The organism is Oceanobacillus timonensis (genome assembly GCF_900166635.1).
Taxonomy (GTDB): domain Bacteria; phylum Bacillota; class Bacilli; order Bacillales; family Amphibacillaceae; genus Oceanobacillus; species Oceanobacillus timonensis.
Genome location: NZ_LT800497.1, coordinates 1,067,039 through 1,092,435, shown reverse-complemented (window position 1 = coordinate 1,092,435; position 25,397 = coordinate 1,067,039). Strand labels below are relative to the sequence as shown.

21 protein-coding genes are annotated in these 25,397 nt (G+C 39.6%); 7 read left to right on the top strand and 14 right to left on the bottom strand.

Annotation, left to right across the window (positions count from 1 at the left end; translation table 11 throughout):
- Positions 1–673: 673 nt before the first annotated feature.
- On the bottom strand, positions 674–1,348 hold the full coding sequence (locus tag B7E05_RS05335) for a helix-turn-helix transcriptional regulator (protein WP_080873087.1): 675 nt from the start codon (positions 1,346–1,348) through the stop codon (positions 674–676).
- Between the two features lie 261 nt (positions 1,349–1,609).
- Between B7E05_RS05335 and B7E05_RS05330 the strand changes: the two genes are divergently transcribed.
- The 3 genes from B7E05_RS05330 to B7E05_RS05320 are packed head-to-tail and all read left to right on the top strand — an operon-like array spanning position 1,610 to position 4,596.
- On the top strand, positions 1,610–2,587 hold the full coding sequence (locus tag B7E05_RS05330; RefSeq protein WP_080873085.1) for a tripartite tricarboxylate transporter substrate binding protein: 978 nt from the start codon (positions 1,610–1,612) through the stop codon (positions 2,585–2,587).
- Between the two features lie 16 nt (positions 2,588–2,603).
- Positions 2,604–4,127 carry a tripartite tricarboxylate transporter permease gene (locus tag B7E05_RS05325; RefSeq protein WP_245832980.1) on the top strand — a complete coding sequence of 508 codons (1,524 nt, stop codon included), beginning with the start codon at positions 2,604–2,606 and terminating at the stop codon, positions 4,125–4,127.
- 19 nt (positions 4,128–4,146) lie between these two features.
- Complete coding sequence (locus B7E05_RS05320; protein ID WP_080873081.1) at positions 4,147–4,596, top strand: tripartite tricarboxylate transporter TctB family protein; 450 nt, start codon at positions 4,147–4,149, stop codon at positions 4,594–4,596.
- A 105-nt stretch (positions 4,597–4,701) separates the two neighbouring features.
- Here B7E05_RS05320 and B7E05_RS05315 read toward each other — a convergent pair whose 3' ends face one another.
- The 4 genes from B7E05_RS05315 to B7E05_RS05300 form a co-directional block, all read right to left on the bottom strand.
- A complete protein-coding gene (locus tag B7E05_RS05315; protein WP_425435086.1) occupies positions 4,702–6,114 on the bottom strand; it encodes a SpoVR family protein in 1,413 nt (470 codons plus the stop codon).
- 429 nt (positions 6,115–6,543) lie between these two features.
- Positions 6,544–7,710, bottom strand: a complete 1,167-nt coding sequence (gene yhbH, locus B7E05_RS05310) for a sporulation protein YhbH (protein WP_143833182.1) — start codon at positions 7,708–7,710, stop codon at positions 6,544–6,546.
- A gap of 240 nt (positions 7,711–7,950) precedes the next feature.
- The gene (locus B7E05_RS05305) at positions 7,951–9,846 is read right to left on the bottom strand and encodes a PrkA family serine protein kinase (protein WP_080873076.1); all 1,896 of its coding nucleotides are present in this window, start codon (positions 9,844–9,846) and stop codon (positions 7,951–7,953) included.
- Between the two features lie 142 nt (positions 9,847–9,988).
- The gene (locus tag B7E05_RS05300; RefSeq protein ID WP_080873075.1) at positions 9,989–10,429 is read right to left on the bottom strand and encodes a hypothetical protein; all 441 of its coding nucleotides are present in this window, start codon (positions 10,427–10,429) and stop codon (positions 9,989–9,991) included.
- Between the two features lie 170 nt (positions 10,430–10,599).
- On the opposite strand from B7E05_RS05300, the gene B7E05_RS05295 reads away from it, so the two are divergent.
- Positions 10,600–11,397, top strand: coding sequence for a Cof-type HAD-IIB family hydrolase (locus B7E05_RS05295; protein ID WP_080873074.1), 798 nt, complete (start codon positions 10,600–10,602; stop codon positions 11,395–11,397).
- 89 nt (positions 11,398–11,486) lie between these two features.
- Here B7E05_RS05295 and B7E05_RS05290 read toward each other — a convergent pair whose 3' ends face one another.
- Complete coding sequence (locus tag B7E05_RS05290) at positions 11,487–12,014, bottom strand: HdeD family acid-resistance protein (protein ID WP_080873072.1); 528 nt, start codon at positions 12,012–12,014, stop codon at positions 11,487–11,489.
- 283 nt (positions 12,015–12,297) lie between these two features.
- On the opposite strand from B7E05_RS05290, the gene B7E05_RS05285 reads away from it, so the two are divergent.
- On the top strand, positions 12,298–14,349 hold the full coding sequence (locus B7E05_RS05285) for a catalase (RefSeq protein ID WP_080873071.1): 2,052 nt from the start codon (positions 12,298–12,300) through the stop codon (positions 14,347–14,349).
- A 107-nt stretch (positions 14,350–14,456) separates the two neighbouring features.
- Here B7E05_RS05285 and B7E05_RS05280 read toward each other — a convergent pair whose 3' ends face one another.
- The 6 genes from B7E05_RS05280 to B7E05_RS05255 form a co-directional block, all read right to left on the bottom strand.
- Positions 14,457–15,281 carry an aldo/keto reductase gene (locus B7E05_RS05280; protein WP_080873070.1) on the bottom strand — a complete coding sequence of 275 codons (825 nt, stop codon included), beginning with the start codon at positions 15,279–15,281 and terminating at the stop codon, positions 14,457–14,459.
- Positions 15,282–15,384: 103 nt separating this feature from the next.
- Positions 15,385–16,329, bottom strand: a complete 945-nt coding sequence (locus B7E05_RS05275) for an MBL fold metallo-hydrolase (RefSeq protein WP_080873068.1) — start codon at positions 16,327–16,329, stop codon at positions 15,385–15,387.
- A gap of 29 nt (positions 16,330–16,358) precedes the next feature.
- Positions 16,359–17,138: an enoyl-CoA hydratase/isomerase family protein gene (locus tag B7E05_RS05270; protein ID WP_080873067.1), complete on the bottom strand. Its 780-nt coding sequence runs from the start codon at positions 17,136–17,138 to the stop codon at positions 16,359–16,361.
- Between the two features lie 15 nt (positions 17,139–17,153).
- Positions 17,154–18,110 carry an NAD(P)H-dependent flavin oxidoreductase gene (locus tag B7E05_RS05265; protein ID WP_080873065.1) on the bottom strand — a complete coding sequence of 319 codons (957 nt, stop codon included), beginning with the start codon at positions 18,108–18,110 and terminating at the stop codon, positions 17,154–17,156.
- 105 nt (positions 18,111–18,215) lie between these two features.
- Positions 18,216–19,835 (bottom strand): long-chain fatty acid--CoA ligase, encoded by a 1,620-nt coding sequence (locus B7E05_RS05260; protein ID WP_080873064.1) that lies wholly within the window; start codon positions 19,833–19,835, stop codon positions 18,216–18,218.
- 558 nt (positions 19,836–20,393) lie between these two features.
- Positions 20,394–21,212 carry a purine-nucleoside phosphorylase gene (locus tag B7E05_RS05255; protein ID WP_080873063.1) on the bottom strand — a complete coding sequence of 273 codons (819 nt, stop codon included), beginning with the start codon at positions 21,210–21,212 and terminating at the stop codon, positions 20,394–20,396.
- Between the two features lie 189 nt (positions 21,213–21,401).
- Here B7E05_RS05255 and B7E05_RS05250 point away from each other — a divergent pair, with 189 nt between their 5' ends.
- Positions 21,402–22,505 carry a 5-methyltetrahydropteroyltriglutamate--homocysteine S-methyltransferase gene (locus tag B7E05_RS05250; RefSeq protein ID WP_080873062.1) on the top strand — a complete coding sequence of 368 codons (1,104 nt, stop codon included), beginning with the start codon at positions 21,402–21,404 and terminating at the stop codon, positions 22,503–22,505.
- Between the two features lie 37 nt (positions 22,506–22,542).
- On the opposite strand, the gene B7E05_RS05245 is transcribed toward B7E05_RS05250, so the two are convergent.
- Together B7E05_RS05245 and B7E05_RS05240 are read right to left on the bottom strand one after the other, a co-directional pair.
- Positions 22,543–23,706 carry a toxic anion resistance protein gene (locus B7E05_RS05245; RefSeq protein ID WP_080873060.1) on the bottom strand — a complete coding sequence of 388 codons (1,164 nt, stop codon included), beginning with the start codon at positions 23,704–23,706 and terminating at the stop codon, positions 22,543–22,545.
- A 12-nt stretch (positions 23,707–23,718) separates the two neighbouring features.
- Positions 23,719–24,342 (bottom strand): 5-bromo-4-chloroindolyl phosphate hydrolysis family protein, encoded by a 624-nt coding sequence (locus B7E05_RS05240; RefSeq protein WP_080873059.1) that lies wholly within the window; start codon positions 24,340–24,342, stop codon positions 23,719–23,721.
- A gap of 251 nt (positions 24,343–24,593) precedes the next feature.
- Between B7E05_RS05240 and coaW the strand changes: the two genes are divergently transcribed.
- Positions 24,594–25,379, top strand: coding sequence for a type II pantothenate kinase (gene coaW / locus B7E05_RS05235; protein ID WP_080873058.1), 786 nt, complete (start codon positions 24,594–24,596; stop codon positions 25,377–25,379).
- The last annotated feature ends 18 nt before the right edge of the window (positions 25,380–25,397 follow it).

The window sequence follows — 25,397 nt, the reverse complement described above, 5'->3', positions numbered from 1 at the left end:
ACAATGTCAAGTGTGATTTCCACATTTTATATTATATTTCCTAAAGTACCTTTACATAGATTCACAAACTTTATTTGCTGCATACTATTTTATTTTGCCATACTTCTAATTATTTCTTAAAAGCAATTACTTCTTACTTTTAGCAACTGTTTCGCGGCAACATAGGAGCGTGCTGGTTTGGAAATTTCGCCTATACCTCATTAAATACTGCAAACATCCATATTCACTAAAAAAACGTTGTCTTAACCACATCATTACAGCGGATCCAGTAGTTTCAAGTACACCATAAATATTTTTCTTGCTAATTCCTATAACCTGAACGACGAGGAAGTTAATGCATTTGATTGGACATATAAACCACTCCATTCAGTTTTTTGCTTAAGAATAAGGTCCAATTCCTTCTGATACTTGATTTGTACGAATTGTTTCCATAAGCTTAACACCTTCGATTTAATTATTCGATGAATAATTAATATTCCGTCTTTTCATTTGATAATAAAAAATATAGTTGATGCATATTATCTTATCAATGAAATATATTTTAGTCAACACATTTTTTTAATGTTCCGTTCATACAAAATTTAAACCTACTGCGGTTAGCGGTAGGTTTAAATAAAAATATGAAATAAAGGGTCATCCTGTATTTCGTTGCACTCTTCTATTGAAAAAATTATTATTCAGATGAATTCATTGCCCTCAAATGCATATACACTGTATTTTTCGAGATACCTAATATTTCAGCAATTTTTACTACAGCATCTTTAAATTGAAAAACACCTTGATGATACAGTTTTGACACGATAATTTTATTTTTCAGTAAATGAGATACACTTTCGTCCATTTCAACTTCTTTCTGAACTTGACTTACTGCTTGAAAAATAAGCTCATCGACATTATCAACAAAACTCTCTTTAGCATATGTATTTCCTGCATTATGCTCCCAAGAATTATTTAAATTTAGAATGATATCGGATAATGGTGTGTTTAAGTAAAAATTAATGCATAATAGACCGATATTTTTATCATCTTCTCCCTTTATTACGATGGTTACTGCTTTTAAAGGCTCACCTTTTATATTTGTTGTATTGTAGGAAATATGTCCACTGTTTTCCTTTTTTTCTAATTCTGTAAGCATCGATAATGCTAGATCTGTTACTGGAGCGCCTACTTTTCTACCTGTATGATGTCCATTTATTATTTGGATGACAGACTCATTTAAATCTTCTAAGCTGTGAAGAACAAATTCATATCCACTTCCTAAATAATCAGCCAAACCTTCCATCAGTGTTTTATAAGATTTTAAAATAAGTCTATCATTCTCTGTAAAAGGAATACTATTTTTCGCCATCATTACCACCCAATATCAAATTTTAAATACTTTTTACTATTCATCTTAAGTTTAGCAATCAATAAAACCGATGACAAGCCAGTTTCATGTTCTCTTAACGGTTTTCTCAATATGGATAATTATTCTAAAAGTACTATATATTAAATTTTCAAATTAATTTGAATTGTAATTGACTTTATTTACGCTATTATGATTTAATGTTATTTACATTGGTTGGACCATTTAACTGATTAATTGTAATCGCTTACAAGGAGGGGTTAGGTGAATAAACAGTGGTTGATTATTTTATTGATATTATTGCCCTTGATCAGTATGAGCGCCTGTGAAAGTCAGGATGAAGATACGGAAGGCGACGAAGATTCTTTCCCAAACCGTATGCTTACTTACAGTATTCCGTTTATGCCTGGAGGACAGTCTGATGTAGACGCAAGACGACAACTGCCTTATTTGGAAGAAAGCCTAAATGAAAGTGTTGCAATTATGTACAAAGACGGAGCTGGAGGCGCTATTGGCTGGACGGAACTTGTGAACCAACCCCCGGACGGACATTTTTTCGCAGGTATTAATATTCCGCATATCATTTTACAGCCCTTAACAAATGATGATACCGGATATGAAACCGATGATATCGAACCTGTGGTACTATTTCAGCGGACCCCTATTGGAATTGCTGTCAGCAAAGATAGCGGTATTGAGACAATGGAACAATTTATCGAGCAGTCGCAAAAGGAATCTATAACCGTTTCTGTGACTGGATCATACTCCGGTTCACACTTATTAGCGTTAGAACTGGAATCAAAAGCAAATATGAATCTTATTTCAGTCCCATCACTTGGCTCATCAGAAACCATTCAGAGCGTTTTAAGCGGAACAACTACTGCTGTTCTTGCTAATTCCCCCGATTTACTTAGTTATAAAGATGATTTCAATATTTTGGCTATTGGCTCAGAAGAGCGATTTGAAACATTACCTGATGTTCCCACATTCAAGGAACTAGGCCTTGATATTACGGCCAGTATTGAACGTGGTGTAGCAGTTCCGCCCGGTACCAGCAGCGAAGAAATCGAAAAATTGGAAACAGCCTTTCTAGATATACTTGCCAATCCCGAAGTTCAAGAGGAAATGATCCGCGAAGGATTTGAACCGCTTGAAATGGGTGCAGATGAAAGTCAGGATTTTATTAACCAAAAACGTGAAGAACTAGAAGAAACTTTAAAAATAATGGGTGAAATTCCTTAAAGAGGAGGAAACCTTGATGGATATGATATCAGAAGTTCTTGCTGCACTATTTGCGCCAATGACTTTTTTGTACCTGATGCTTGGCGTTCTTGGAGGAATCATCATCGGATCACTTCCAGGATTAACCGCTACGATGGCTTTAGCTGTTATGCTGCCCTTTACATTCTCCATGGCGCCGGATGTTGCTCTCGTGACATTAGGTGGTATTTATGTCGGGGCTATATTCGGGGGATGTATTGCTGCTATTTTAATCAATACACCAGGTACTCCATCCTCTATTGCAACAGCTTTTGACGGCTACCCGATGACGCAAAAAGGAAAAGCTGAACAGGCGCTGCTTACCGCTTCCATCGGATCTGGGATTGGTGGAGTCTTTGGCGGTATAGCTCTCTTATTTTTAAGTCCTTTACTAGCACGTGTAGCTTTACAATTTGGACCGTCTGAGTTTTTCTGGATTGCAGTACTTGGCCTCACACTTGTTGCTACGTTATCTCAAGGGTCATTATTGAAAGGGGCTCTCGGTGCATGCTTTGGTTTATTACTAAGCACAGTTGGTATTTCTATCCTTGGAGGGTCATCGCGGTTCACATTCGGCTCCTCTTCCTTGCAGGGCGGTTTAGAAATTATCGTATTGCTTATTGCTTTTTTCTGTATTCCACAAGTCATGCGTATGATTAAAGGGGTTGATTTAGAAAAAGAAAAAATAAGTAACATTAAAAGCGAAAAAGCCCATGTCATTTCCGTTTTAAAATCAATCGTAACACGTCCTATACTATTACTCCGATCTTCTCTTATTGGTATTACCGTCGGATTAATACCAGGCGCCGGCGGAAATGTTGCCAGTTTATTATCTTATGATGCTGCAGTACGTTTTTCCAAACAAAATAAACTGTTTGGAAAAGGAGATGCTCGAGGAGTAGTCGCTTCGGAAACGGCAAATAATTCTGAAGTAGGCGGTTCGCTCGTCCCACTCCTATCTCTTGGTATTCCCGGCGGCCCTCCTTCAGCAGTTCTTATCGGTGCACTGCTCATTCAAGGAATACAGCCGGGACCAAATTTATTTACATCCAATGCTGCGCTTATCTACACTTTTATAGGCGGCTTCATTATCGCAAATATTCTTATGCTTCTCTTTGCTATTTACGGATCAAAATATATTGGAAAAATCATTAATATCCCGATTTATTATTTAGTGCCTGCAATCGTATTTTTAACCATGATTGGCGCCTTTGCTATTCGCAATAACTTCATGGATATTATCGTTTTGGCGCTGTTCGGGCTGGTAGCTTATATGATGTCAGAACGCGGGTTTTCTCCGGCCCCCATTGTACTTGGTATTATACTCGGACCGATTGCTGAAAAAGGAATTATACAAGCGTATCTGATTAGTGAGAATCTGCCCGGGCTATTAAACTTATTTTTCTCCAGACCATTAACAATCGGTATTATGATTCTCTGTTTTCTATCATTATTCAGTCCTTTGATAACGAAATTTATTGCGAAACGTAGCTCTAATAGGCAGGAAAATACTAGTATTTAGCAAAGTGGGTGTTATTTCTATGAAAATAAACAAAGATTTAGCTTCTCCAATAGCATTTCTGTTGTTGAGTATTATTTGTTTAACTACGGTATCATCTATGAACGCATTAAGTATCGGCTTCCCACTCTTTATTTTAATTCTTATGTTTCTATTATCTATTATTTTACTTATTCAAACAATCATTGGTACATCCACATCACAAGATGCTAAGGGGGTTATATTCACAACGCAGACGGTCGTTACTGCTGTTGCTCTTATTCTATATGCCGGCCTCATTTGGCTCATTGGCTTTTTTATCAGCAGCCTTCTCTACCTTGGGTTTATGACCTGGTATTTACAAAAAAGGGATACAAAAGCGACAACTCGTGTACTCAAATCCGTCAGCGGAGCAGTTATAACAACAACTGTATTTTATGTTATTTTCCGCTATGGATTACTCGTCTATCTTCCTACCGGAGTATTATTCTAACAGAAAAGAAGATTAGAAGTGTGCAGAAATAATCCTCTATAGCTGGATGTACTGTCATCCACAACAAAAGGCTGATCACATAGCTGATCAGCCTTTTCAACAATATTATATTCTTTGTTTATGCATTTCTTTCCCATCATAGGTATATAGTGCTTCTTTCCCTTCAATCACCGTTTCTAAATGGACAGCTCTCCCCCATAATTGATAAATGTAAGGTAAAACATGCTCCAAATATTTAATATCGAGCTCAATTCCTTCAAAACCATGACGTAAATAAAGCTCGCCATTACGAAGATAGTCCCCATTTTCTACGGTGATATACGGAAAACCACCATTCACACGCTGAGAGACAAGCTGATCGCGTACTTCCACATAATCCTTTTCTGTAATCCGATAATCTCTCCCTTTTTTCTCAAAAAGATACATATCCTCTTTGGCGACTAATTCCTTCGTTAAATAGTTACGGATAAAAGAAATATCTGATTCCATTTCTCTTACTTCAAAGATTTTATCCCTGCCTTTATTCGGTTCACAACCATTTCTCACCATTTGCTCGGTCGGGTTATTATAACGTTCTTCAATATCTTCAAAGATTTTTATCCCCAAATAATACGGATTAATCGATGTCCGGGATGGCTGTACAACCCCAGCATTCAATTTTGCATATTCCAGCGTTTCCGAGGAGGTCAAATCCAGCTGACGCATAATCTGCTGGTGCCAATAGGATGCCCATCCTTCATTCATAACTTTCGTCTCTAACTGTGGCCAGAAATATAGCATTTCCTCCCGCATCATCGTTAACACATCCCGCTGCCAATCCTCCAGTTCCCTGCTGTATTCTTCAATAAATAATAATAAGTCCTTTTCTGGGGAAGGAGGAATTTTCTTTTGCTTCTTTGGCGTTTTCGTCTGTGAATTTTTCCCACGCTCATCTAAATTCCACAGATCATCATACTCTCCGCTTTTTTTATGACTATCCTGGTCTTCCATATCGTTTGCTGTTTTTGGAGGCAATTTAAACCGGACAATAGACGGATCAATATGTTCCTGAATCGATAAAATCGCATCTAAAAAGCTCTCCACCTCTTCTTTGCCATGTACCATCTCATAATGAGCAATACGCTCAGCCGTTGCTGTCATGCTCTCCACCATGTCTTTGCGTGTATTTGCAAAACGGATATTATTTTTAAAGAAATCACAATGTGCCAGCACGTGGGCAATAATCAATTTATTTTGAATCAGGCTGTTTGTATTTAATAAAAAGGCATAGCAAGGGTCCGAATTAATCACCAGTTCATAAATCTGGCTCAATCCTAAATCATATTGCAGCTTCATTTTATGAAATTGCTTCCCAAAACTCCAATGGGTAAAACGCGTCGGCATCCCGTAAGCACCAAATGTATAAATAATATCTGCTGGACAAACCTCATAGCGCATCGGATAAAAATCCAGCCCAAACCCTTTGGCTACCTCCGTAATTTCCTCGATAGCTCTTGTTAACTCCTTTGTTTCACTCAAGTAGATTCCCCCTTTAGTCAGCTACTACTAGTCTATGTTTCCTGTATGAAATCTTGCCTTTCCTAACAAAAACAGCTCAAAGAAAAGCATCGTTCATTCTTTGAGCTGTTATTTTTATTCTTTATCGCAGTGTAACCAGCTGGGACTGGGACTGCACTTACCAATGTTGTCAGGTTAGTATGACCGCTACGGAAAAACACTACGCTTTCCGCGGGCTTGAGCTCAGCCTCCTCGAAAAAAAGAAGTTCGCTTTTTTCCTGCGGGGTCTTCCCACTGCGCTTTCCCGCAGGAGTCTACGTGTTTTTCCTTCGCTGGTTAGCGTTATTGCTCTATGCTTATAGCAACTATTATTTTTTGAAAATTTATTTACCTGACAACATTGCTGCACTTACTCGCCCCATCGAACCCCCTACTGAAGGAAATGTCACTTTATACATGTTCTGCTGTCTTTTGAAAAAAGCTTTTCATGGCGTGATAGACATCCGCTTTTTCTTTTAATATATAGTGCTTAAACTTCGGGTGTTCAATCGTTTTATAGGCATTCATTAACGTCGAATAGCGATTATAGCCATTTACTTCTCCGTAACCAAACATATTTGATTTTTCCATCAGCTGGTGGACTAACTCTATGCATGTCTTGTTATCCGAGCTAATATTCTCTCCGTCTGAAAAATGAAAAGGATAAATATTATAGCGGGACGGAGGATATTTTTCATCAATGACCTCCAGCGCCTTATAATAAGCGGATGAACAAATCGTTCCACCACTCTCCCCTTTGGAGAAAAAGGCCTCTTCTGTCACTACTTTTGCCTCTGTATGATGGGCAATAAATTCAAATTCCACACTTTCATATTTTGTTTTCAAAAACCGGTTCATCCAAAAGAAGAAACTGCGGGCAATATACTTCTCAAACGCACCCATCGACGCACTTGTATCCATCATCGCCAGGACAACAGCTTTGGAATCATGACGGATGACTTCATTCCAAGTTTTGAAACGCAAATCATCATTATAAATCGGCGTAATTTGCGCTTTCCCATCCCGGGCATTCCGCTTTAATGCGGTTAATATCGTTCGTTTCTTATCTACATTCCCCATTAATCCTTTTTTGCGCACATCATTAAATTCGACTTTTTCCGTAATAATCTCTGATTTTTCTTTTTCCTGCAGATTCGGAAGTTCTAATTCCCGGAATAATGCATCTTCTATTTCGGCAATGGATACTTCCGATTCATAATAATCCTGGCCTGGTTTATCTCCAGCTTTTTTCCCGTTTCCTGCCTGCTGTCCATCGCCGCTTCCTGGTGCACGTGCAACCACATCTCCGACTTCCGATTCTCCGTTTCCCTGCCCGACATGCTTTGATTTTTCATAGTTATACCTGATTTTATATTCATCCAGGGAACGAATCGGGATTTTCACTACATCCTTGCCATTGGACATAATGATGTTTTCTTCACTGACAAGGTCAGGAAGGTTTTTCTTAATGGCATCTTTAATTTTCTCATTATGGCGTTGTTGATCCTGATAACCTTTTCGATGGAGAGACCAGTTTTCTTGGGAGACGACGAAATTATGCTCTTGCTCATTGGACACTTGAATCCTCTCCTTATATTTGAATTGTTTCCAATCATCAGTTTATGGTACAAACAGTTTTAGAAACATGCTTTATCTATTGTATGCAAGAGGGGATAAGTTATTGCAGACGGATTAAAAGAATTTGAGTTTTTTAGAGATGCCTATTTTTCTTGATTCGGTAAGTAAAAAAGTGGCATCCATATTCTTGTGGATACCACTTTTCTTTTTTCTAATGATGAAACAAATATGCTTACCGCTTTATCGGTTCAATAAACTACCCACATAACGCAGCAATTCATTCGCTGACACGGAATTATACCCATGTTCATCAATGAGGCGGGCAATCACTTCATTAATCTTCTTCAATTGCGATTCATTCGGCGTTTTCGATGAGGTTGTAATTTTTACAACGTCTTTCAAATCGGCAAATAATTTCTTTTGAATCGCTTCCCGCAGACGTTCATGTGATTGATAATCAAATCGTTTTCCTTTGCGTGCATAGGCGGATAGGCGAATTAAAATTTCTTCCCGGAAACCTTTTTTCGCATTTTCCGAGATGCCAATCTGCTCCTCAATTGAACGCATCAGCTTCTCGTCCGGATTCATTTCCTCACCGGTAAGCGGGTCGCGTAATTTATTCTGATTACAATATGCCTCGACATTATCGAGATAGTTATCCATCAAGGTCTTCGCAGATTCTTCATATGAGTAAACGAATGCTTTCTGTACTTCTTTTTTCGCAATTTCATCATATTCTTTCCGGGCAATGGAAATATAATTTAAATATGTTTCCAAATCGTCCTTTGAAATCGATGGATGTTGATTTAACCCCTCTTTTAGTGAGCGTAGAACATCCAATGCATTAATAGAAGGTATTTCTTTACGGATGATTGTGGAAGAAATGCGGTTAATCACATAACGCGGATCAATCCCTGCCATTCCCTCATCGGTATACTCATTTAAAAGATCGGCCATATCAATTTGATTATATCCTTCCACACTTTCCCCATCATAGAGCCGCATCTTTTTAACAACATCGATCCCCTGTTTTTTCGAATCTTTTAACCTAGTTAAAATGGAGAATATCGCCGCTGCCCGTAAAGCATGAGGAGCCACATGTACATCTGCAATATCACTTTCCTGAATCATTTTTTTATAGATTCGTTCCTCTTCACTGACCTTCAAGTTATAAGGAATTGGCATTACAATCATTCGGGAATGAAGTGCTTCATTCTTTTTATTGGCAATAAATGATTTATATTCTGATTCGTTCGTGTGGGCAATAATCATTTCATCAGCGGAAATCAAAGCAAATCTTCCTGCTTTAAAATTCCCTTCCTGCGTAAGTGAAAGCAGGTGCCACAGGAATTTTTCATCACTTTTTAAAATCTCCTGAAACTCCATCATACCGCGATTCGCTTTATTTAATTCTCCGTCAAAACGGTAAGCACGCGGATCAGATTCCGATCCAAATTCGGCGATTGTTGAAAAATCAATGCTTCCCGTTAAATCGGCAATATCTTGTGATTTCGGATCAGATGGGCTGAATGTGCCAATCCCCACCCTTTTATCTTCAGAGAAAAAGATTCGCTGCACTTTGACATCTTCAATCCTACCGCCGTAATCCTTTTCTAAACGCATGGTATTCAGCGGCGATAAACTGCCTTCAATCCGAATGCCGTACTCTTCATAGAAGTCTTCCCGCAAATGCTGCGGTATTAAATGCAAAGGATCTTCATGCATCGGGCAGCCCTTTATCGCATATACAGCCCCTTCGTCTGTGCGGGAATATTGCTCCAAACCGCGCTTCAGCAAACTGACAATGGTCGATTTCCCGCCGCTGACCGGCCCCATCAACAGTAAAATCCGTTTTCTGACGTCCAGCCTTCTTGCTGCCGGATGAAAATATTCTTCTACTAAGCTTTGAATAGCCGATTCCAGACCAAAAATAGCTGAACCAAAAAACTGATACATTTTATGATTATCTTTCTCTATAACCCCAGCACTCTTAATCATATTATATACGCGGGAATGTGCAGTCTGTGCAATTGTCGGGTTTTCTTTTACCAGCTCTAAGTATTCCGCAAAGGTACCTTCCCATCCTAGTTGCTTTTCCGTTTCTCTATCGTTTTTTACTTTATTTAAAATATCCATCGCAGGCTCCCTCCATCTTACAACGATTTCTATATCCTATGCAGGGAAAAGTTAAAACATGCTCTGCAGAAATATTTTAGAAAATCATTCTGTCTAATTTGAGAAGCCCATCCATATCTGTGAATGATTAAATGAAATACTTTCAATCAAGAACGATATCATGGTATGTATCGAAATCATATTTCTCTCCATTAGTAATTGTATATTGCGTGTCACCACGCTCCACAATCCAAACCATCACTTCACGTTCATCTGTTTGTGCTGCAATGATATGTATATCCGGATCTCCTGATAAACCAGTGGATTCTATGTAATCATCCTGCAGCTCTCTTTCACGAAGGAGCGTAATATTCATCATATGGACGCCACGCATCCTCCGGACATCTTCTGTTAATTCATTCGTCAGTTCTCCTATCGGATGCGCTTCCAAATATGCTTCCGAAAAATAAGAAGCTATTTTTTCCTCTTCCTCCATAAGGGCCGCTTCATACATATCGTTCACGACCCGGACACTGTTTGGACTTAAACAACCTGCCAAAAACAAAGGAATACTTATGGCAATCAGCAGTATCAAGCGTTTCATAGCATTGACTCCTCATCTATAATCTACCTCGATTGTAAGTGATTTGCATATGTTTGTGAAGAATAACTAAAGAGCGAAACAAAATCACGGTCAGACAAGGCCAACAGTTGAATCCCATCCCATATTCCAGCATAATAGAAGCAGATGATAAAGGAGAAATGAGGGATTAGATGGTATCGGATAAAAGTATTCTATTTTTCGATATTGATGGCACACTGCTGACAGAAGAAGAAAGAACCTTGCCTGCGTCTACAAAAGAGGCTATTTTTCAATTAAAGGAACTCGGGCATGAGGTAGCTATTGCGACTGGCCGGGCAAAATTTTTATTTGACGATTTACGAAAAGAATTAGATATTGACACGTACATATGCTACAACGGGCAATATGTTGTGTTTCGAGGTGAAGTCATCTATGCAAATACTTTGCAGACAGAGGCTCTGGAGGAATTAACAGCATTTGCTTTACATAACAATCATCCGGTTGTTTATATGAATGATGAAAAAATGACAACCAATGTCCCTAATGACCACCCTTATATTGTAGAAAGTATTGCAACATTAAAGGTAGATGCTTATCCATCACAGGAGCAGGATTTTGTAAAGCATAATAATATCTATCAAGGACTTCTCTTCAACACCGAAGGAGAAGAAAAAATATACCAGCAAAGATTTCCTGATTTCGATTTTATCCGCTGGCATCCTAAATCGTTAGATATCCTGCCAAAAGGCGTATCGAAAGCACTCGGTATCAAGAAACTCCTTGAATATCTTGACTTTCCGGCAGAAAGACAATATGCATTCGGAGACGCTTTAAATGATATGGAAATGATTCAAATGATTCCAAACAGTGTCGCTATGGGAAATGCCCTGCCTGAAATAAAGGAAGCAGCGTCATATGTTACGAAAAACGCCAGTGATAACGGTATTTTATACAGCCTCCAACAATTTGGTTTGTTACCGAAAAACTGAAAATGCATGAAAATCTCTTATAATTTCCTGCAAAGATAAAATAAAGAGCCTTTGGAAGGCTCTTTATTTTATCAGTAATAATATTTTGTTTAACGAAAAGCATAAATGATTTCTGTTATACCAATCATCATGAAATAAAAACCAATGAAGAAACTGATGGTTAACGCAGAAAAGATTGGATTGAACAGTAGGAATAAACCTACAATCACACCTAAAATATTTGCAATGATAAAAAACCAATAGTAACCCTTGCTGATTACTTTTGCTCTGTCGGCTGTAAATATTTTCAGAACAGAATCGATGATAAACCAAAAAGCAAATACAAATGGTAACGCAATAATACTTGCATCCATATTGAAAAGCAGAAAAATACCAATCACAATATCAATGATTCCTATTAATATCGGTAATTTTGAAGTATATGCCGCATATTTTTTTACTTTGTTCCTTAATATGATTTCAAAAATCCCTTTTAAAATTGCAAAAACTGCAATCATCACAGCAATTGCAATAAGGTCTCCTACCGGGTCTTGAAGTACAATTAATGAGGCAACAATAAAAAGAATACCCAGGATTAACGATACCCAATCAAACCCCTCTCTTTGCTTCGCAACCATTTTATCATCTCCTTAAAAATATATTCGTTTCCATGAAACCTGCTGTAATCATGTCATGAAATGGATATTTTTTCATTATAGCATTACTATCTAATTACACCCAAACTTAACTGCTCCACACTTATCACAAATAATTATTCCTCTTACAGTAAATTTTATTCTGAATAAAAGCGTTGCACTTCCAAACGCATATTTTTCTTCTGTCTTTTGTAGTTATATTTACCACTTCCAGCGAATATCCTTTTATTACTGTGAAAAAATTTGTCTACAGGGAGGATATAAAATGACAGATAACAATAACCGGCATCCGGAAGAAAATAAAAAAACAAAACAAATGCAACAATTTTATAGAGAAAACGAAGGTAAACCGATGACAACAGACGAATCGGTTAAAATTTCAGATGATGAGAATACACTTAGCGCTGGTGATCGCGGGCCACAGTTATTAGAGGATTTTGTTTACCGTGAAAAGTTATCCCACTTTGACCGCGAGCGCATTCCGGAAAGAAACGTCCATGCACGCGGTTATGGTGCGCATGGAATTTTTGAATGCTATGCATCTCAATCGGATTTAACAGAAGCACATTTTTTACAAGAAGCAGGCCGAAAAACTCCGGTATTTGTCCGTTTCTCACAAGTTGCCGGATCAAGAGGTGCAAACGAAACATTACGAGATGTGCGCGGATTTGCCACAAAATTTTATACAGAGGAAGGAATCTTTGATTTAGTCGGCAATAATATCCCAATCTTTTTTATACAAGATGGTATTAAATTTCCTGATTTAATTCATGCATTAAAACCTGAACCAAATAATGAAATTCCTCAAGGACAGACTGCACATGATATATTCTGGGATTTTATCGGCAGTAATGAAGAATCTGCTGCCATGATGATGTGGATTATGTCGGACCGTACGATTCCGCGCAGCTTCCGAATGATGCAGGGCTTTGGTGTGCATACATTCCGCCTCGTCAATAAAGACGGTGTCTCGCATTTTTGTAAATTTCACTGGCGGCCGACTCTAGGAATGCACTCCCTTATTTGGGATGAAGCACAGAAAATAGGCGGCGCTGATCCAGATTTTCACCGTCGGGACCTGTGGGAGAATATTGAAAAAGGATATTCCGCAGAATTTGAACTTGGTATTCAAGTAATCCGTGAAGATCAAGAGTTTGATTTTGACTTCGATATTTTAGATTCTACCAAACTATGGCCGGAAGAACTGGTTCCCCTTAAAAAAATTGGAAAAATGAGCTTAAATAAAAACGTGGAAAATGTATTTGCCGAGACAGAACAAGTGGCGCTACATCCGGGCAACATTGTCCGCGGAATTGATTTTACGAATGATCCGCTTTTGCAAGGCAGGTTGTTTTCCTATACAGATACACAGTTTTATCGGGTAGGTACGAATTTCAAACAGCTTCCGATTAATTGTCCTATCCACACAGCGCATAATAACCAACGTGATGGCGCAGCACGCTATGTCATTGATAAAGGCCAGGTTGCCTATCATCAAAACTACTTAGCAAATAACACGCCTTATCCGGTACCAGGCCATAAAGGCGGATTTGTTACCTACCCTTCCCTGGTAGAAGGAAGAAAAGTGCGGCAGACTGCACCTAGTTTTGAAGACCATTTTTCTCAAGCAAGGCTTTTCTGGAACAGCATGAGTGATGTAGAAAAAAGTCATATTCTGCAGGCATTCAGTTTTGAACTTGGAAAAGTGAAAACGCCAGCAGTTCGTGAACGTGTAGTCCGATTGATTGCCCATATCAGCAGACCATTGGCTGTTTCTGTCGCGGAACAAGTTGGCGTACCTGCTCCGCCGGAAGATATTAAAGAGTCCGAGGTAACCGCATCTTCTCCAGCTTTAAGCATGCAAAATACCACTTTTACCACCAAGACGTTAAAACTAGGTGTCATTGTTGATGAGGGGTATGACAGCAATGCGTTGAATAGTGCCAGAGAAGCGTGGAAAAAGGCAGAACTGGAACCTGTATTTATCAGCAGGCACTTAGGCGATTTGACCGGGACAGCCGGGGACACCATATCGGTGGACCAAAGTTTTCTGACAGGATCGCCGGTACTTTACGATGGATTATTTGTTATAGGCGGTCCTTATGCAACAAGAGATTTTCAATTTATGAGTAACCAATTTATTATTGAACAATTTAATCATTACCGACCAATCGGAGGGTTTGGTAAAGGAGCAGAATGGATAAAAGACATGTATCTCGATCACCGGCCCGGCGTCTTTGTGACAGAGTCACCCGGTCCGGCGTTTAATCAGGCATTTGTAGAAGGAATGGCAAAACAGCGTTTTTGGGATCGGTAAAAATTAAAACATGCGCCGTGCTGAAAAAATAACAGCACGGCGCATGTTTCATTAGGAGTTGTTCGATAAGTTAAAACTTTATCATTAATGTGTTTTTTTAATATAGATTACATGTCATCCGGATTCGAACCAGAACGGCTATTTTCATTCATTCCGTCGATCTGTTTCATTTCTTCATCCGTTAATTCAAAATCAAAAATATTCGCATTGGAAATGATACGTTCCGGTGTAACGGACTTTGGAATCGTCACTACATCATGCTGTATATCCCACCGGAGAATAACCTGGGCAACATTTTTTCCGTATTTTTCCCCAATCGAAACAAGGGTTGGATGCTCTAATAATTGTCCTCGTTTTAAGGGCGACCAGGCTTCCAGATAAATGCCTTGTTTTTCACAAAATGCCCGCAAACCTTCCTGCGTTAAATGCGGATGGAATTCCACCTGATTAATTGCCGGAACAATTTCAACTTCTGGTAAAAGCCGTTCCAGATGCTGCACATGGAAGTTACTAACCCCAATAGCACGGACGCGGCCGTCATGATACAGTTTTTCTAAAGCCTTCCACGTATCAATAAACGTATCTTTTACCGGCCAGTGAATCAGGTACAGATCCAAGTAATCCGTATCTAATTTTTCCAGACTTCTTTCAAAAGCCGCTAACGTAGATTCATAGCCTTGTTCGTCATTCCAAACTTTTGACGTCAGAAAAATATCCTTTCTCGGAACACCAGACTCCTTGATTCCCTGTCCGACACTGACCTCATTTTGGTAAAAAGAAGCTGTATCAATACTGCGATAGCCATGTTCTAACGCAATTCTTACCGCATCTACTGCCGTTTGCCCTTCTTCTACTTTATAGACACCAAGCCCAAATTTCGGCATATCGACACCGTTATTTAATGTGACTGTATCTTGTAAATGTGTACGCATATCAGACAACCTTTCTTTTCAATCTTTTCTCTCATCATATAACAATTGATCGCAGAAAAGAAAGTGAAAGGAATCTATTAGTAGGTAAATAATGCCTTTCCTGCTAATTGGTCACATGGTAAACATAAATACCGTCCATTAACTCGCGCTCACATTCACCAGCCAAACGTAAATATTCTAAATGGGCTACGGTTTCACCTACCGCAAACCGGGTATCATGAACAGCCAGCTTTTTCGGAAAGAGCTTCTCCATTGTTTCATAGACAGTTAATCCCGTTTGCAACATTTCTTTCAAACTACTTAATCGCTCTGCATGATGTGCCTCTATTTCTGAGATTCGCTTCGATGCATCCTGAAATGGTTCGCCATGGGAAGGGATTACCCATTCCACATCCAATTTCTTTATCTTCTTCAAGGAGTTCAGGTAATTTTCTAAAGGGTTCGGATTGCCATGAAACCAATACGAAATATTTGGCGTAATCTTCGGAAGGATATGATCTGTTGAGAGCAATACATTATTTTCCCGATTATAAAAAGTGACCAAACCGTCTGAATGGCCTGGTGTATGTATAATCTCATAGGCATACTTCCCAAATTGCAGCGTTTCGCCTTCCTTTAAGGTGCTTTCTACTTTTGGATAAGGAGTTACCAGCGGTGCAAATGCTGCCGTATTCTCCGCCAAAGCCTCGCTTATATCTTCTGGAATACCCGCCCGATAATAGTTTGCTTTTAATTTTTCTAAAAAAGGCTTCTCCCAAGCCTGTAGAGCCGCCTGTAAATCAATTTCAGGCATCCAGACGCGCGCATTCGTTTTTTCCTGCATTTTTCCTGCATAGCCGAAATGATCCGGATGATAGTGAGACACAATAATATCTGTAACCCGCTTTCCCGCCAATTCTTTTTCCCATACTTTCGCTGTGTTTTCATTATGGAGTCCGGTATCTAAAATCTTATAGCCGTTTGTCTCCTCTGCGATAAAGCAATTCACATGATTTAAACGAAAAGGCAATGCTAAAGTAACCCGTTTTATTCCTAATTCATCTAACATGCCCACACCTCTTTCTTAGAAAGCTGCACTTATTTCCCTCTAAAATTTGGTTTTCTTTTCTCAAAAAATGCCTGAATTCCTTCTTTATTGTCCTCCGTTTGCAGCAATAAGGTCTGAATTGCTGTTTCTTGTAAATCATTTGTCCCGCTGCTCCATTCATCTGCATGATTAACCATATGCTTGACAAATGTATTGGCAAGCGGCGGTCCATCTACAATGAAGGCAGCATAATGCATCGCCGCTTCCACCACATCTTCCGCTGTAACGTGGTTAACTATACCGCGATGATACGCTTCTTCTGCTGCTATCGGCCTTCCAGAAGAAATCCATTCTTTCACGACCGCGTTAGGCAGATTATCTGTTAACTCCTTCAATAAACCCAAATCCGGAATAATTCCCACATTGGTAAAACTGCAGACAAAGGCAGCATCTTTTTTGGCTACAACAAAGTCTGCTGCAACTGCAATACTGAATCCCGCTCCTGCAGCAAACCCATGTACGGCGCTGATCACATATTTATCAAGCTCTCGTATCGTTTGAATAATCGCTAATGCCTGCTTCATATATTCCATTATTTTCGCACTGTTATCCAAGGTATGAAGTACTTCCAAATCGCCACCTGCAGAAAATATCTTCCCCTCCCCGCTGATAATAACAACCTTCACTTCCGGGTCTTTTTCTGCATCCTTTAACGCATCCACCAAGCCAGCTGCCATTTCAATCGACAGAGCATTGCGTTTTTCCGGACGATTCATCGTGATGAAAGCAATGGAATCCTTCTTTTCGTATTTTACTGCTTCTGTTACCATTTTCTCTCCCCCATATTAGGTCAGCTGATGTACCTTTTTCGCTTGATTATATGCTGTTTTTAATTCAGTAACTGCCTCCTGCACCGTCTGTATTTTGGTTGTTCCACCGACGCCTTGACCGGCACCCCAAATATCTTTCCACGCCTTAGCTGAGGAGTCAGACAGTTTTTCAAAATCAAGACCGGCCTTCTCCGGCAGATTTTTTGGATCAAGACCCGCTTTGATAATACTCGGAATCAGGTAATTAGCAGGTATGCCGCTAAAAGCAGGTGTATAAATAATATCAGCAGCTGCAGATTGCATTATTGATTCCTGATAGGCAGTACTTGCTCCACTTTCCTTTGTGGCAATAAAGTGCGTGCCGATATAAGCAAAATCAGCCCCTAACAGTTCTGCAGCCAATATCTGCTCTCCTTTTGTAATCGTCCCTGCCAATGCAATCGGGCCATCAAAAAAGCTGCGAACTTCATCCATGAAAGCAAATGGATTTAACGTTCCCGCATGTCCGCCAGCACCGCTTGCTACTAAAATTAAACCATCACTACCCTTTTCCAGTGCTTTTTTAGCAAATGTCACATCCACCACATCGGACAAAACAAGTCCGCCATAGTTATGAACCGCCTTTACAACAGGGGATGGGTCCCCTAACGATGTGATGACGAGCGGCGGCTGATGTTTCTCGATTAGCTCCAAATCTTCATAGAATCGTTTATTGGACGAATGGCTGATAAAATTCACTCCCCACGGAGCGATTTTGGCATGAGGGTCTGCTTCTTTCTTTTCTAGTAAACGTTCATTAATTTCCGTCATCCAGCTGTCTAAAATATCTGTAGTACGTGCATTCAAAGCAGGGAATGTCCCAACAATTCCTGCTTCACACGCTCCAACAACCATGTTGGGATTGGAAATTAAAAACATTGGAGCCATCATAACAGGCAGCTCCATGTTTTTCTTTATTTCTGTCAGTTGCATTTGACCAGCTCCTTTTTAATGAGAAAACACTATAACTTCCACATTTTTCTTTTTTTGACGTGTGGATAAAATAAATGCTTTCTGTCTGCAAACACGGTTACATTGTCACGATGAATCAGAAATGGAAAGCATTTCTTTCACTTTATCCCGCAACGCCCGCTTTAAAAATTTTCCAACCGATGTTTTTGGAATTTTATCCATAAACAAGATGCGGTCAGGTATCCAGTACTTGGCAAATTGCGGTGCTAAAAATTGTTTTACCTCTTCTTCCGTTACCATTTCCTTCTCTTTTAATACAACACATGCTACAGGCCGCTCCTGCCACTTTGGATCAGGAACTGCGATAACAGATGCTTCAAAAATAGCCTCATGTGCCATTAATGCATTTTCTATATCAACAGAGGAAATCCACTCCCCGCCGCTTTTAATCATATCCTTGGTACGGTCTACAATTTTAACAGACCCTTCTTCATCAATATTGACCACGTCCCCTGTATGAAGCCAGCCGTCCCGGAAAGCTTCATCACTGCGATCATTTTTATAATAGGCATCTGCAATCCATGGGCCTTTCACGAGCAATTCCCCTATTGTTTCCCCATCATGGGCAATATTCCCGTTCTCATTGATGCCTTTGATTTCAATCCCTGGTACAACCATGCCTTGGCGGGAACGTAATTCTAATCGTTCTTCTTCATCCAGCTCCTGCTGATAGCTTTTTAGACGGGCTAACGTCACAATCGGAGATGTTTCTGTCATACCATATGCATGAACAAAAGGAATATGATACGTTGATTCAAAGGTGCGAATCATCTCTTTTGGAGCTGCTGAACCGCCACAAAGAATATAACGCAGGCTGCTTGTATTATAATTCCCCTGCTCCAAAGCCTGCAGAAAACCCAGCCAGATTGTCGGTACTCCTGCTGCCATCGTAACCTGATACGTTTCTATTAATTCAGCTAAAATATGCGGTGTCGGCATTGGACCCGGCAACACTTGAGTTGTTCCAAACCATAAAGCAGCAAATGGCATGCCCCAGGCATTCACATGAAACATTGGAACGATAGGCATCGCAATATCTTCCTCTGATAAACCAACTGTGTCCTTTAATCCAAGGGCTAAACTATGTAAATAAATCCCGCGATGTGAATAAGCGACTCCCTTTGGTCTTCCAGTTGTTCCAGAAGTATAGCATAAACCGGCGATTGTATTTTCATCGATTGCTTCATCAAGCTTTGTATTTGGATCTGCTTCTTCAAGCAGCGATTCATAGGAAGTAACATTCGTTAAGCTGGTCTCAGGCAGCTCTTCTTTATCGGTCAGCACAATGATATTTTCGACATCAGCAATTTGATCTTTCACACGCTCGATTAATGGAAATAAATCTTCATCTACCAGCAATACTTTATCTTCTGCATGGTTGATAATATAAGCTAAATCATCTGGTGAAACACGGATATTAATCGTATGCAATACAGCCCCTATTGTCGGAATAGCAAAATAAGCCTCCAAGTGACGATGATGATTCCAAGCTATTGTGCCAACTTTATCTCCTTTTTCTACACCTAAACTTTTCAAAACACCTGCCAGCCTATGAATTCGTTCGGTTATTTCCTTGTACGAAATCGTTTGAACGCCGCCCAATGTACGTGAAATGACGGTTTTATCCGCAAAATAATTCGCTGCATGTTTCACCATTGTCGTTAAATTTAACTGCGTTTGCATCATGTTAAAGCTCCTCCCTATCCTTATGTCAATCGTTCCATAACCGCACCATTAGCTGTTCCTGCCCTTTCACGTATTGACTAGTGACGAAAAAACTTTTGCTTTCATCCTATGCAAATGGTTCATGAATGAATAATCATTCATTTTATGACGATAAAAAATCTCCCTTGCTACACTAGTTGTAAGGTCACTTATTGGGTGCATCCCTTCTTCTTTTACATTGTTAGTTAAACAAGCATTTCGTTCAGAAAGATTACCATGATTTATTTTAAGTAAACGCTTTCAATATTGATTCTATGTTTTTCGAAAATGAATGTCAAGTAGGAAAAGTTTTCAAACAGGAGTTCAATCAGAAAAATACATGCTTCCCCATACAAAAAGACGACGCTACAACTTACCAGAAACTATAGCGTCGTTATCATTGTTTTTTGACGAGGCGGCTTACCGAAATCGGTCTCTACCCCGCTTGCAGTTTCTTTCCCATTGGAAAAATCCCATTTATTGTAACGTTTCCTGTTTGTCATGAAAGACTTTTGAATCTTCTCAGATATAACAATAACATTACATCTGATGAATCACTTCTTTCACCAGCTTCACAAATTTACTGCGTGACTGGGCAGCCACTTCAATTACTTCATCATGACTCAGTGGCTGATCTAAAATCCCGCTTGCCATATTGGTCAGACAGGAGATTCCCAGTACTTTTAAACCGCCGTGCACGGCAACAAGTGCTTCAGGAACGGTAGACATCCCAGCTGCATCCCCGCCAAGCACACGAATCATACGGATTTCTGCCGGTGTTTCATAAGCCGGACCGCTCCACCAGGCATACACACCTTCTTGCAAGTCAATATTATTTTCTTTAGCAATATTTTTAGCCACATCTCGAAGCGCACGACTGTATACCTCGGAAGAATCCGGAAAACGCGTTCCCAAGTCATCATTATTGGGACCAATTAATGGATTTTTCCCAACTAAATTAATATGATCGGAAATCAACATTAAATCACCCGGGTTGAAATCTTTGTTTACGGCTCCGGCAGCATTGGTAATAATTAGTTTATCCGCTCCAAGTGCCTGAATCACACGTACTGGAAAAGTGACTTCATCCAGGGAATACCCTTCATAATAATGGTAACGTCCCTTCATTGCTACAACACGTTTTCCATTTAACGTACCAATTACAAGCTGATTCGCATGTCCAACCGCAGCTGATTTTGTAAAATGCGGAATTTCTTCATAAGGAATGACCACTGCCTCTTCCAATTCATCTGCCAGTCCTCCTAATCCGGACCCGAGAATCAATCCAATTTCCGGTGCAGTTGCCGTCTTCCCTTGTATGTATTCCCTTGCTTCTTTGATTTGCTGTGTTTGATGCATGTAAAATTCCTCCCTCAAATGATAATAACAATAGTAAGCGATTGGTTGAACAGTGTCAATTTGACAAGTCCATCCGCTATATTTTCATGCTATGTCCAACAATATGTTATTGGTATTTTACATGCGATTGTATTCAACATATAATGAAATCAATTGCTAGAAAAAGAGATAATAGGAGGAGATGCACTAATGCTGGATTTAACTTATGATATTGTTGGTTCTTTTTTACGCCCGGAAGAAATCAAACATGCCCGCAAGAAATATTTTAATGGAGATATTGATTTACAAGCACTGCGGTCTGTGGAAGATCAGGCCATTGCCAATTTGGTGGAAAAGGAAGTGGCACACGGCCTCCAGTTTGTTACAGACGGAGAGTTCCGGCGCAGATGGTGGCACCTCGATTGGCTGAAGGAATTTGACGGATTTACCACTAAACATTTCGACAAAGTGATTAATGGTGTAACGAATCAGATTGAATTAGGATGTATAGAAGGAAAAATTTTTTACGATAAAGACAAGAAGCATCCAGAGACAGAAGCCTGGGATTATCTACATAGCCTTGCTCAAAAATATGATGGCATACAAGCAAAGAAATCCATCTCCGGACCGAATATGATTCTCGTTGACCATTTCCTGCAACTCGGCATCAAAGAAACGCCTTACTATGGAAACGATATCGATGCGGTTATTGAAGATATCGGAACTGCCTACCAAGCAGCCATCCAAGATTTATATGATCATGGATGCCGTTACTTACAAATTGACGATACCTCATGGACATATATGATTGATGACACATTCAATGAAAAAGTATCCGCTCTCGGCTACACAAAAGAAGAGATTCTGGAATGGTTCAGCAGCGTTTCCACGAAAGCGCTGGCACACAAACCGGAAGGAATGACGATTGCCACCCATTTTTGTACAGGAAATTTCAAAGGAAACCCGCTCTTTTCTGGATTCTATGATTCTGTGGCAGAAGTCATCAGTAAGATTCCTTATGACGGGTTCTTTGTAGAATATGATGATGCTCGTTCGGGATCCTTTGAACCTTGGAAAGTGTTGAAAGATACGGATGCTACCTTCGTGGTTGGTCTGATTTCCACCAAAAACCCAGTGCTCGAAACACAAGAAGATATTAAAGAAAGATATCTGGAAGCCAAATCGGTAGTAGGAGATAATATCGCCCTCTCTCCACAGTGCGGTTTTGCTTCCGTGGAAGAAGGAAACTCCATTGATGAGGATATACAATGGAAAAAGATTGACCTGCTGGTTTCCTGCCGGGATTTTCTGTAAGCATGAAAAAAACCAGGGCATCCCCTGGTTTTCCTCTTTATTCTTTAAACTCCAACATTTTATTTTTTAAATCCTCTTCCATGCCGATTAATTCTTTTTCTGCATCCTGGCGTTTCTTACGGCCATCCGATTGAATTTGCAAGGTTTCTTCAATCGTTGACATTAATTTTTCTTGCGTCTGCTTCAATGTATCGATATCCACAAGACCCCGTTCATTTTCTTTGGCTGTCTCCACAGTATTTGCTTTCAACATATCTGCATTTTTTAATAATAAATCATTGGTCGTCTGCGATACTTGTTTTTGTGCTTCCATCGCATGGCGCTGTCTTAATAAAGTTAACGCAATGGCTACCTGGTTTTTCCATAGCGGAATAGCTGTTAACACAGAGGATTGAATTTTTTCTACAAGTGCCTGATTCGTATTTTGAATAAGACGAATTTGCGGGGCACTTTGCATCGTAATTTGCCGGCTTAACCGGAGATCATGCGTCCGTTTTTCAAGCCGGTCCACAAATTGAAGCATATCATTTACTTCCTGAACATCCATCTGGCTTCCGCTTGCTTCTGCCTTTTGACGCAGCTGCGGTATCATTTCGTTATTCATTTCTTCCACTTTCAGTTCACCAGCTGCAATGTAAATATTTAAGGCATCATAGTAATCCCGGTTTGTGGCAAATAACTTATCAAGCATATCATTATCCGATAAGAGTAAATCTTTATTCCGGTCCAGACGTACACTGATACGGTCAATCTGGGAGCTTGTCTTTTGATAGCGGGACAGCATCTCATTGACGGATTTCTGTAACTTTCCAAATATACGTGATAAAAATCCTGTCTTTTCTTCCTTCAACTCGGAAGGGTCAACATCCTCCAGTTTTTTCATCAGTTCATTCAAGATAGAGCCAATTTGGCTGACATCCTGTTTCTGAACGTGCTCTAACATTTCATGGGAAAATTGATGCAATTTAGCTTGCGCTTCGACCCCGTATTTTACCAGAGATTGCTGATTGGTTGTATCAATTTGTAACGCTAACTGCTCTGCTTTTTTACGATGATCACTGGATAGTCTGTCAACAAGCCTTGTCGATTCCGCACTTTCTATATTTTGGTCTGACGTATCAGTAGAAACTTCTGTCCTTTCACCAAACGGATCATTTAATAAATCATTTATCGAATCATTGGAATGGTCTTTTGCAGTCATGTAGAATCCTCCTTATTTTTTGGATCGGCGCAGCGTCTGCTTTGCTACATCCAGTTCAAAATCTAACGTTTCTAAATCATCGCGCAGCATTACCTGCAAATCTTTTTTTATCGTTTTGCTGAAAGCATTAAGCATCTGCCTGGTCTCCTTCAGTGACTTTTGCATATCGATAGACGGAGAAGGCTGGCTCGATAGATAAGCATAACGTTCTGATAATTCGACAAGTGAGTCCAAATGGTTGTAGAAGAAACTCTCTGCCTGATAGAATCGCGCCGGTTCTTTTCTGGCGTTGTTATATATTTTTTGTGCTGTTCTCACGATTGCTAAGTTTTCCCGCGCATGCTGGAAAGATCGCACTTTAAATAACGCTTTTTGCATACGTGTTATTTTACCTCTTGCTTCTTTTAAATTGGTATCAATAAATTTATACTCTTTTTTAGTTAAACCCTGCCTTTTAACAAATCGATAATCCATAATCTGTTTTGCTGCCACATAGGTTAATACACCGCCAACCGCAGCAAACAAACTTGTTAATAGTACAGTCTGTCCATATATAAAAAAGCTAACAAGCCATATAATTGTCAGGCTGGCAGCACCAATAAAGCTTTGCATTAAAAATTGCAATATTGCTCTCATACCCTCACCTCTATGTGATTAATATTATCATGTGTCGTTCTTTACGATATATTTCCTTCCTCTTATTATACTATTACGAATGAGTGATTTAAAAGTTTCAATTTCTTTTTATTCAAATGATGACCTATTTATTTCCGAGGACGATTACCTCTTGCATAAAATCACACAAAATAAGAACGAGCGTTCTGAAGCTAATCATGGTACAATAAAGAAAATACTTTTGCAATTATATTCATATGGAGGGATTTTTAATGAAGCGAATTGGGATTGATGCTGGCGGTTCTTTAACAAAAATAGCATATGAAGAAAATAAGAGACTCCATTTAAAAACATACCCTTCTGACCGGATGGACGAGGTCATTCAGTGGTTAAAGACGCTGGCTCCTGAAGCAAGTCTTCACGTGACAGGCGGCAGAGCCGAGGCACTGAAGAATGACCATGCTTCTATTTTCAAGGAATTTGAATGTGTCCTAGAAGGTACAAGGTATTTACTAATGGAAGAAAATAAGCTTCCTGATACGGATTATCTATTAGTAAATATTGGTACGGGAACATCCTTTTTCTATCAACAAAAACGCTTATCCGGCACGGGCGTTGGCGGAGGATTGTTTACTGGACTTGGTGCAATCATTGCCAACACTTCGGATTATCGTACGTTAGTCGATTTAGCTTCAAAAGGAGACCGAACCAAAAGCGATTTAATGGTATCAGACATTTACCAATTCAGCTACACTCCCATTGAAGCTTCCTTGACGGCAGCAAATTTTGGAAAAGACCAGCTCGATGTGTCTGTTTCCTCCGAAGATCAGCTGGCATCATTAACACAGTTAATCGGCGAAACAATTGTTTTACTTGCAAGCAAAACAGCGGCATCTTTAGATACAAAAGAGATTGTGATGATTGGCGGTGCCCTGTCCGGCAATCCGCTTTTAAAAAAGATTATTGCTTCTTTTGACAGCATGTTTGACTATCACCTTACTTTTTTAGAAAAAGGCAGTCATGCCGGTGCAATAGGTGCATTATATTATGATGGATAAAGAATAAACTGGACAAGG

Coding starts and splice junctions, on each gene's coding strand:
- B7E05_RS05335 (WP_080873087.1), bottom strand. CDS start 1,348: ATGGCGAAAAATAGTATTCCTTTTACAGAGAATGATAGACTTATTTTA.
- B7E05_RS05325 (WP_245832980.1), top strand. CDS start 2,604: ATGGATATGATATCAGAAGTTCTTGCTGCACTATTTGCGCCAATGACT.
- B7E05_RS05320 (WP_080873081.1), top strand. CDS start 4,147: ATGAAAATAAACAAAGATTTAGCTTCTCCAATAGCATTTCTGTTGTTG.
- B7E05_RS05305 (WP_080873076.1), bottom strand. CDS start 9,846: ATGGATATTTTAAATAAAGTAAAAAACGATAGAGAAACGGAAAAGCAA.
- B7E05_RS05300 (WP_080873075.1), bottom strand. CDS start 10,429: ATGAAACGCTTGATACTGCTGATTGCCATAAGTATTCCTTTGTTTTTG.
- B7E05_RS05295 (WP_080873074.1), top strand. CDS start 10,600: ATGGTATCGGATAAAAGTATTCTATTTTTCGATATTGATGGCACACTG.
- B7E05_RS05290 (WP_080873072.1), bottom strand. CDS start 12,014: ATGGTTGCGAAGCAAAGAGAGGGGTTTGATTGGGTATCGTTAATCCTG.
- B7E05_RS05285 (WP_080873071.1), top strand. CDS start 12,298: ATGACAGATAACAATAACCGGCATCCGGAAGAAAATAAAAAAACAAAA.
- B7E05_RS05280 (WP_080873070.1), bottom strand. CDS start 15,281: ATGCGTACACATTTACAAGATACAGTCACATTAAATAACGGTGTCGAT.
- B7E05_RS05275 (WP_080873068.1), bottom strand. CDS start 16,329: ATGTTAGATGAATTAGGAATAAAACGGGTTACTTTAGCATTGCCTTTT.
- B7E05_RS05270 (WP_080873067.1), bottom strand. CDS start 17,138: ATGGTAACAGAAGCAGTAAAATACGAAAAGAAGGATTCCATTGCTTTC.
- B7E05_RS05265 (WP_080873065.1), bottom strand. CDS start 18,110: ATGCAACTGACAGAAATAAAGAAAAACATGGAGCTGCCTGTTATGATG.
- B7E05_RS05260 (WP_080873064.1), bottom strand. CDS start 19,835: ATGATGCAAACGCAGTTAAATTTAACGACAATGGTGAAACATGCAGCG.
- B7E05_RS05255 (WP_080873063.1), bottom strand. CDS start 21,212: ATGCATCAAACACAGCAAATCAAAGAAGCAAGGGAATACATACAAGGG.
- B7E05_RS05250 (WP_080873062.1), top strand. CDS start 21,402: ATGCTGGATTTAACTTATGATATTGTTGGTTCTTTTTTACGCCCGGAA.
- B7E05_RS05245 (WP_080873060.1), bottom strand. CDS start 23,706: ATGACTGCAAAAGACCATTCCAATGATTCGATAAATGATTTATTAAAT.
- B7E05_RS05240 (WP_080873059.1), bottom strand. CDS start 24,342: ATGAGAGCAATATTGCAATTTTTAATGCAAAGCTTTATTGGTGCTGCC.
- coaW (WP_080873058.1), top strand. CDS start 24,594: ATGAAGCGAATTGGGATTGATGCTGGCGGTTCTTTAACAAAAATAGCA.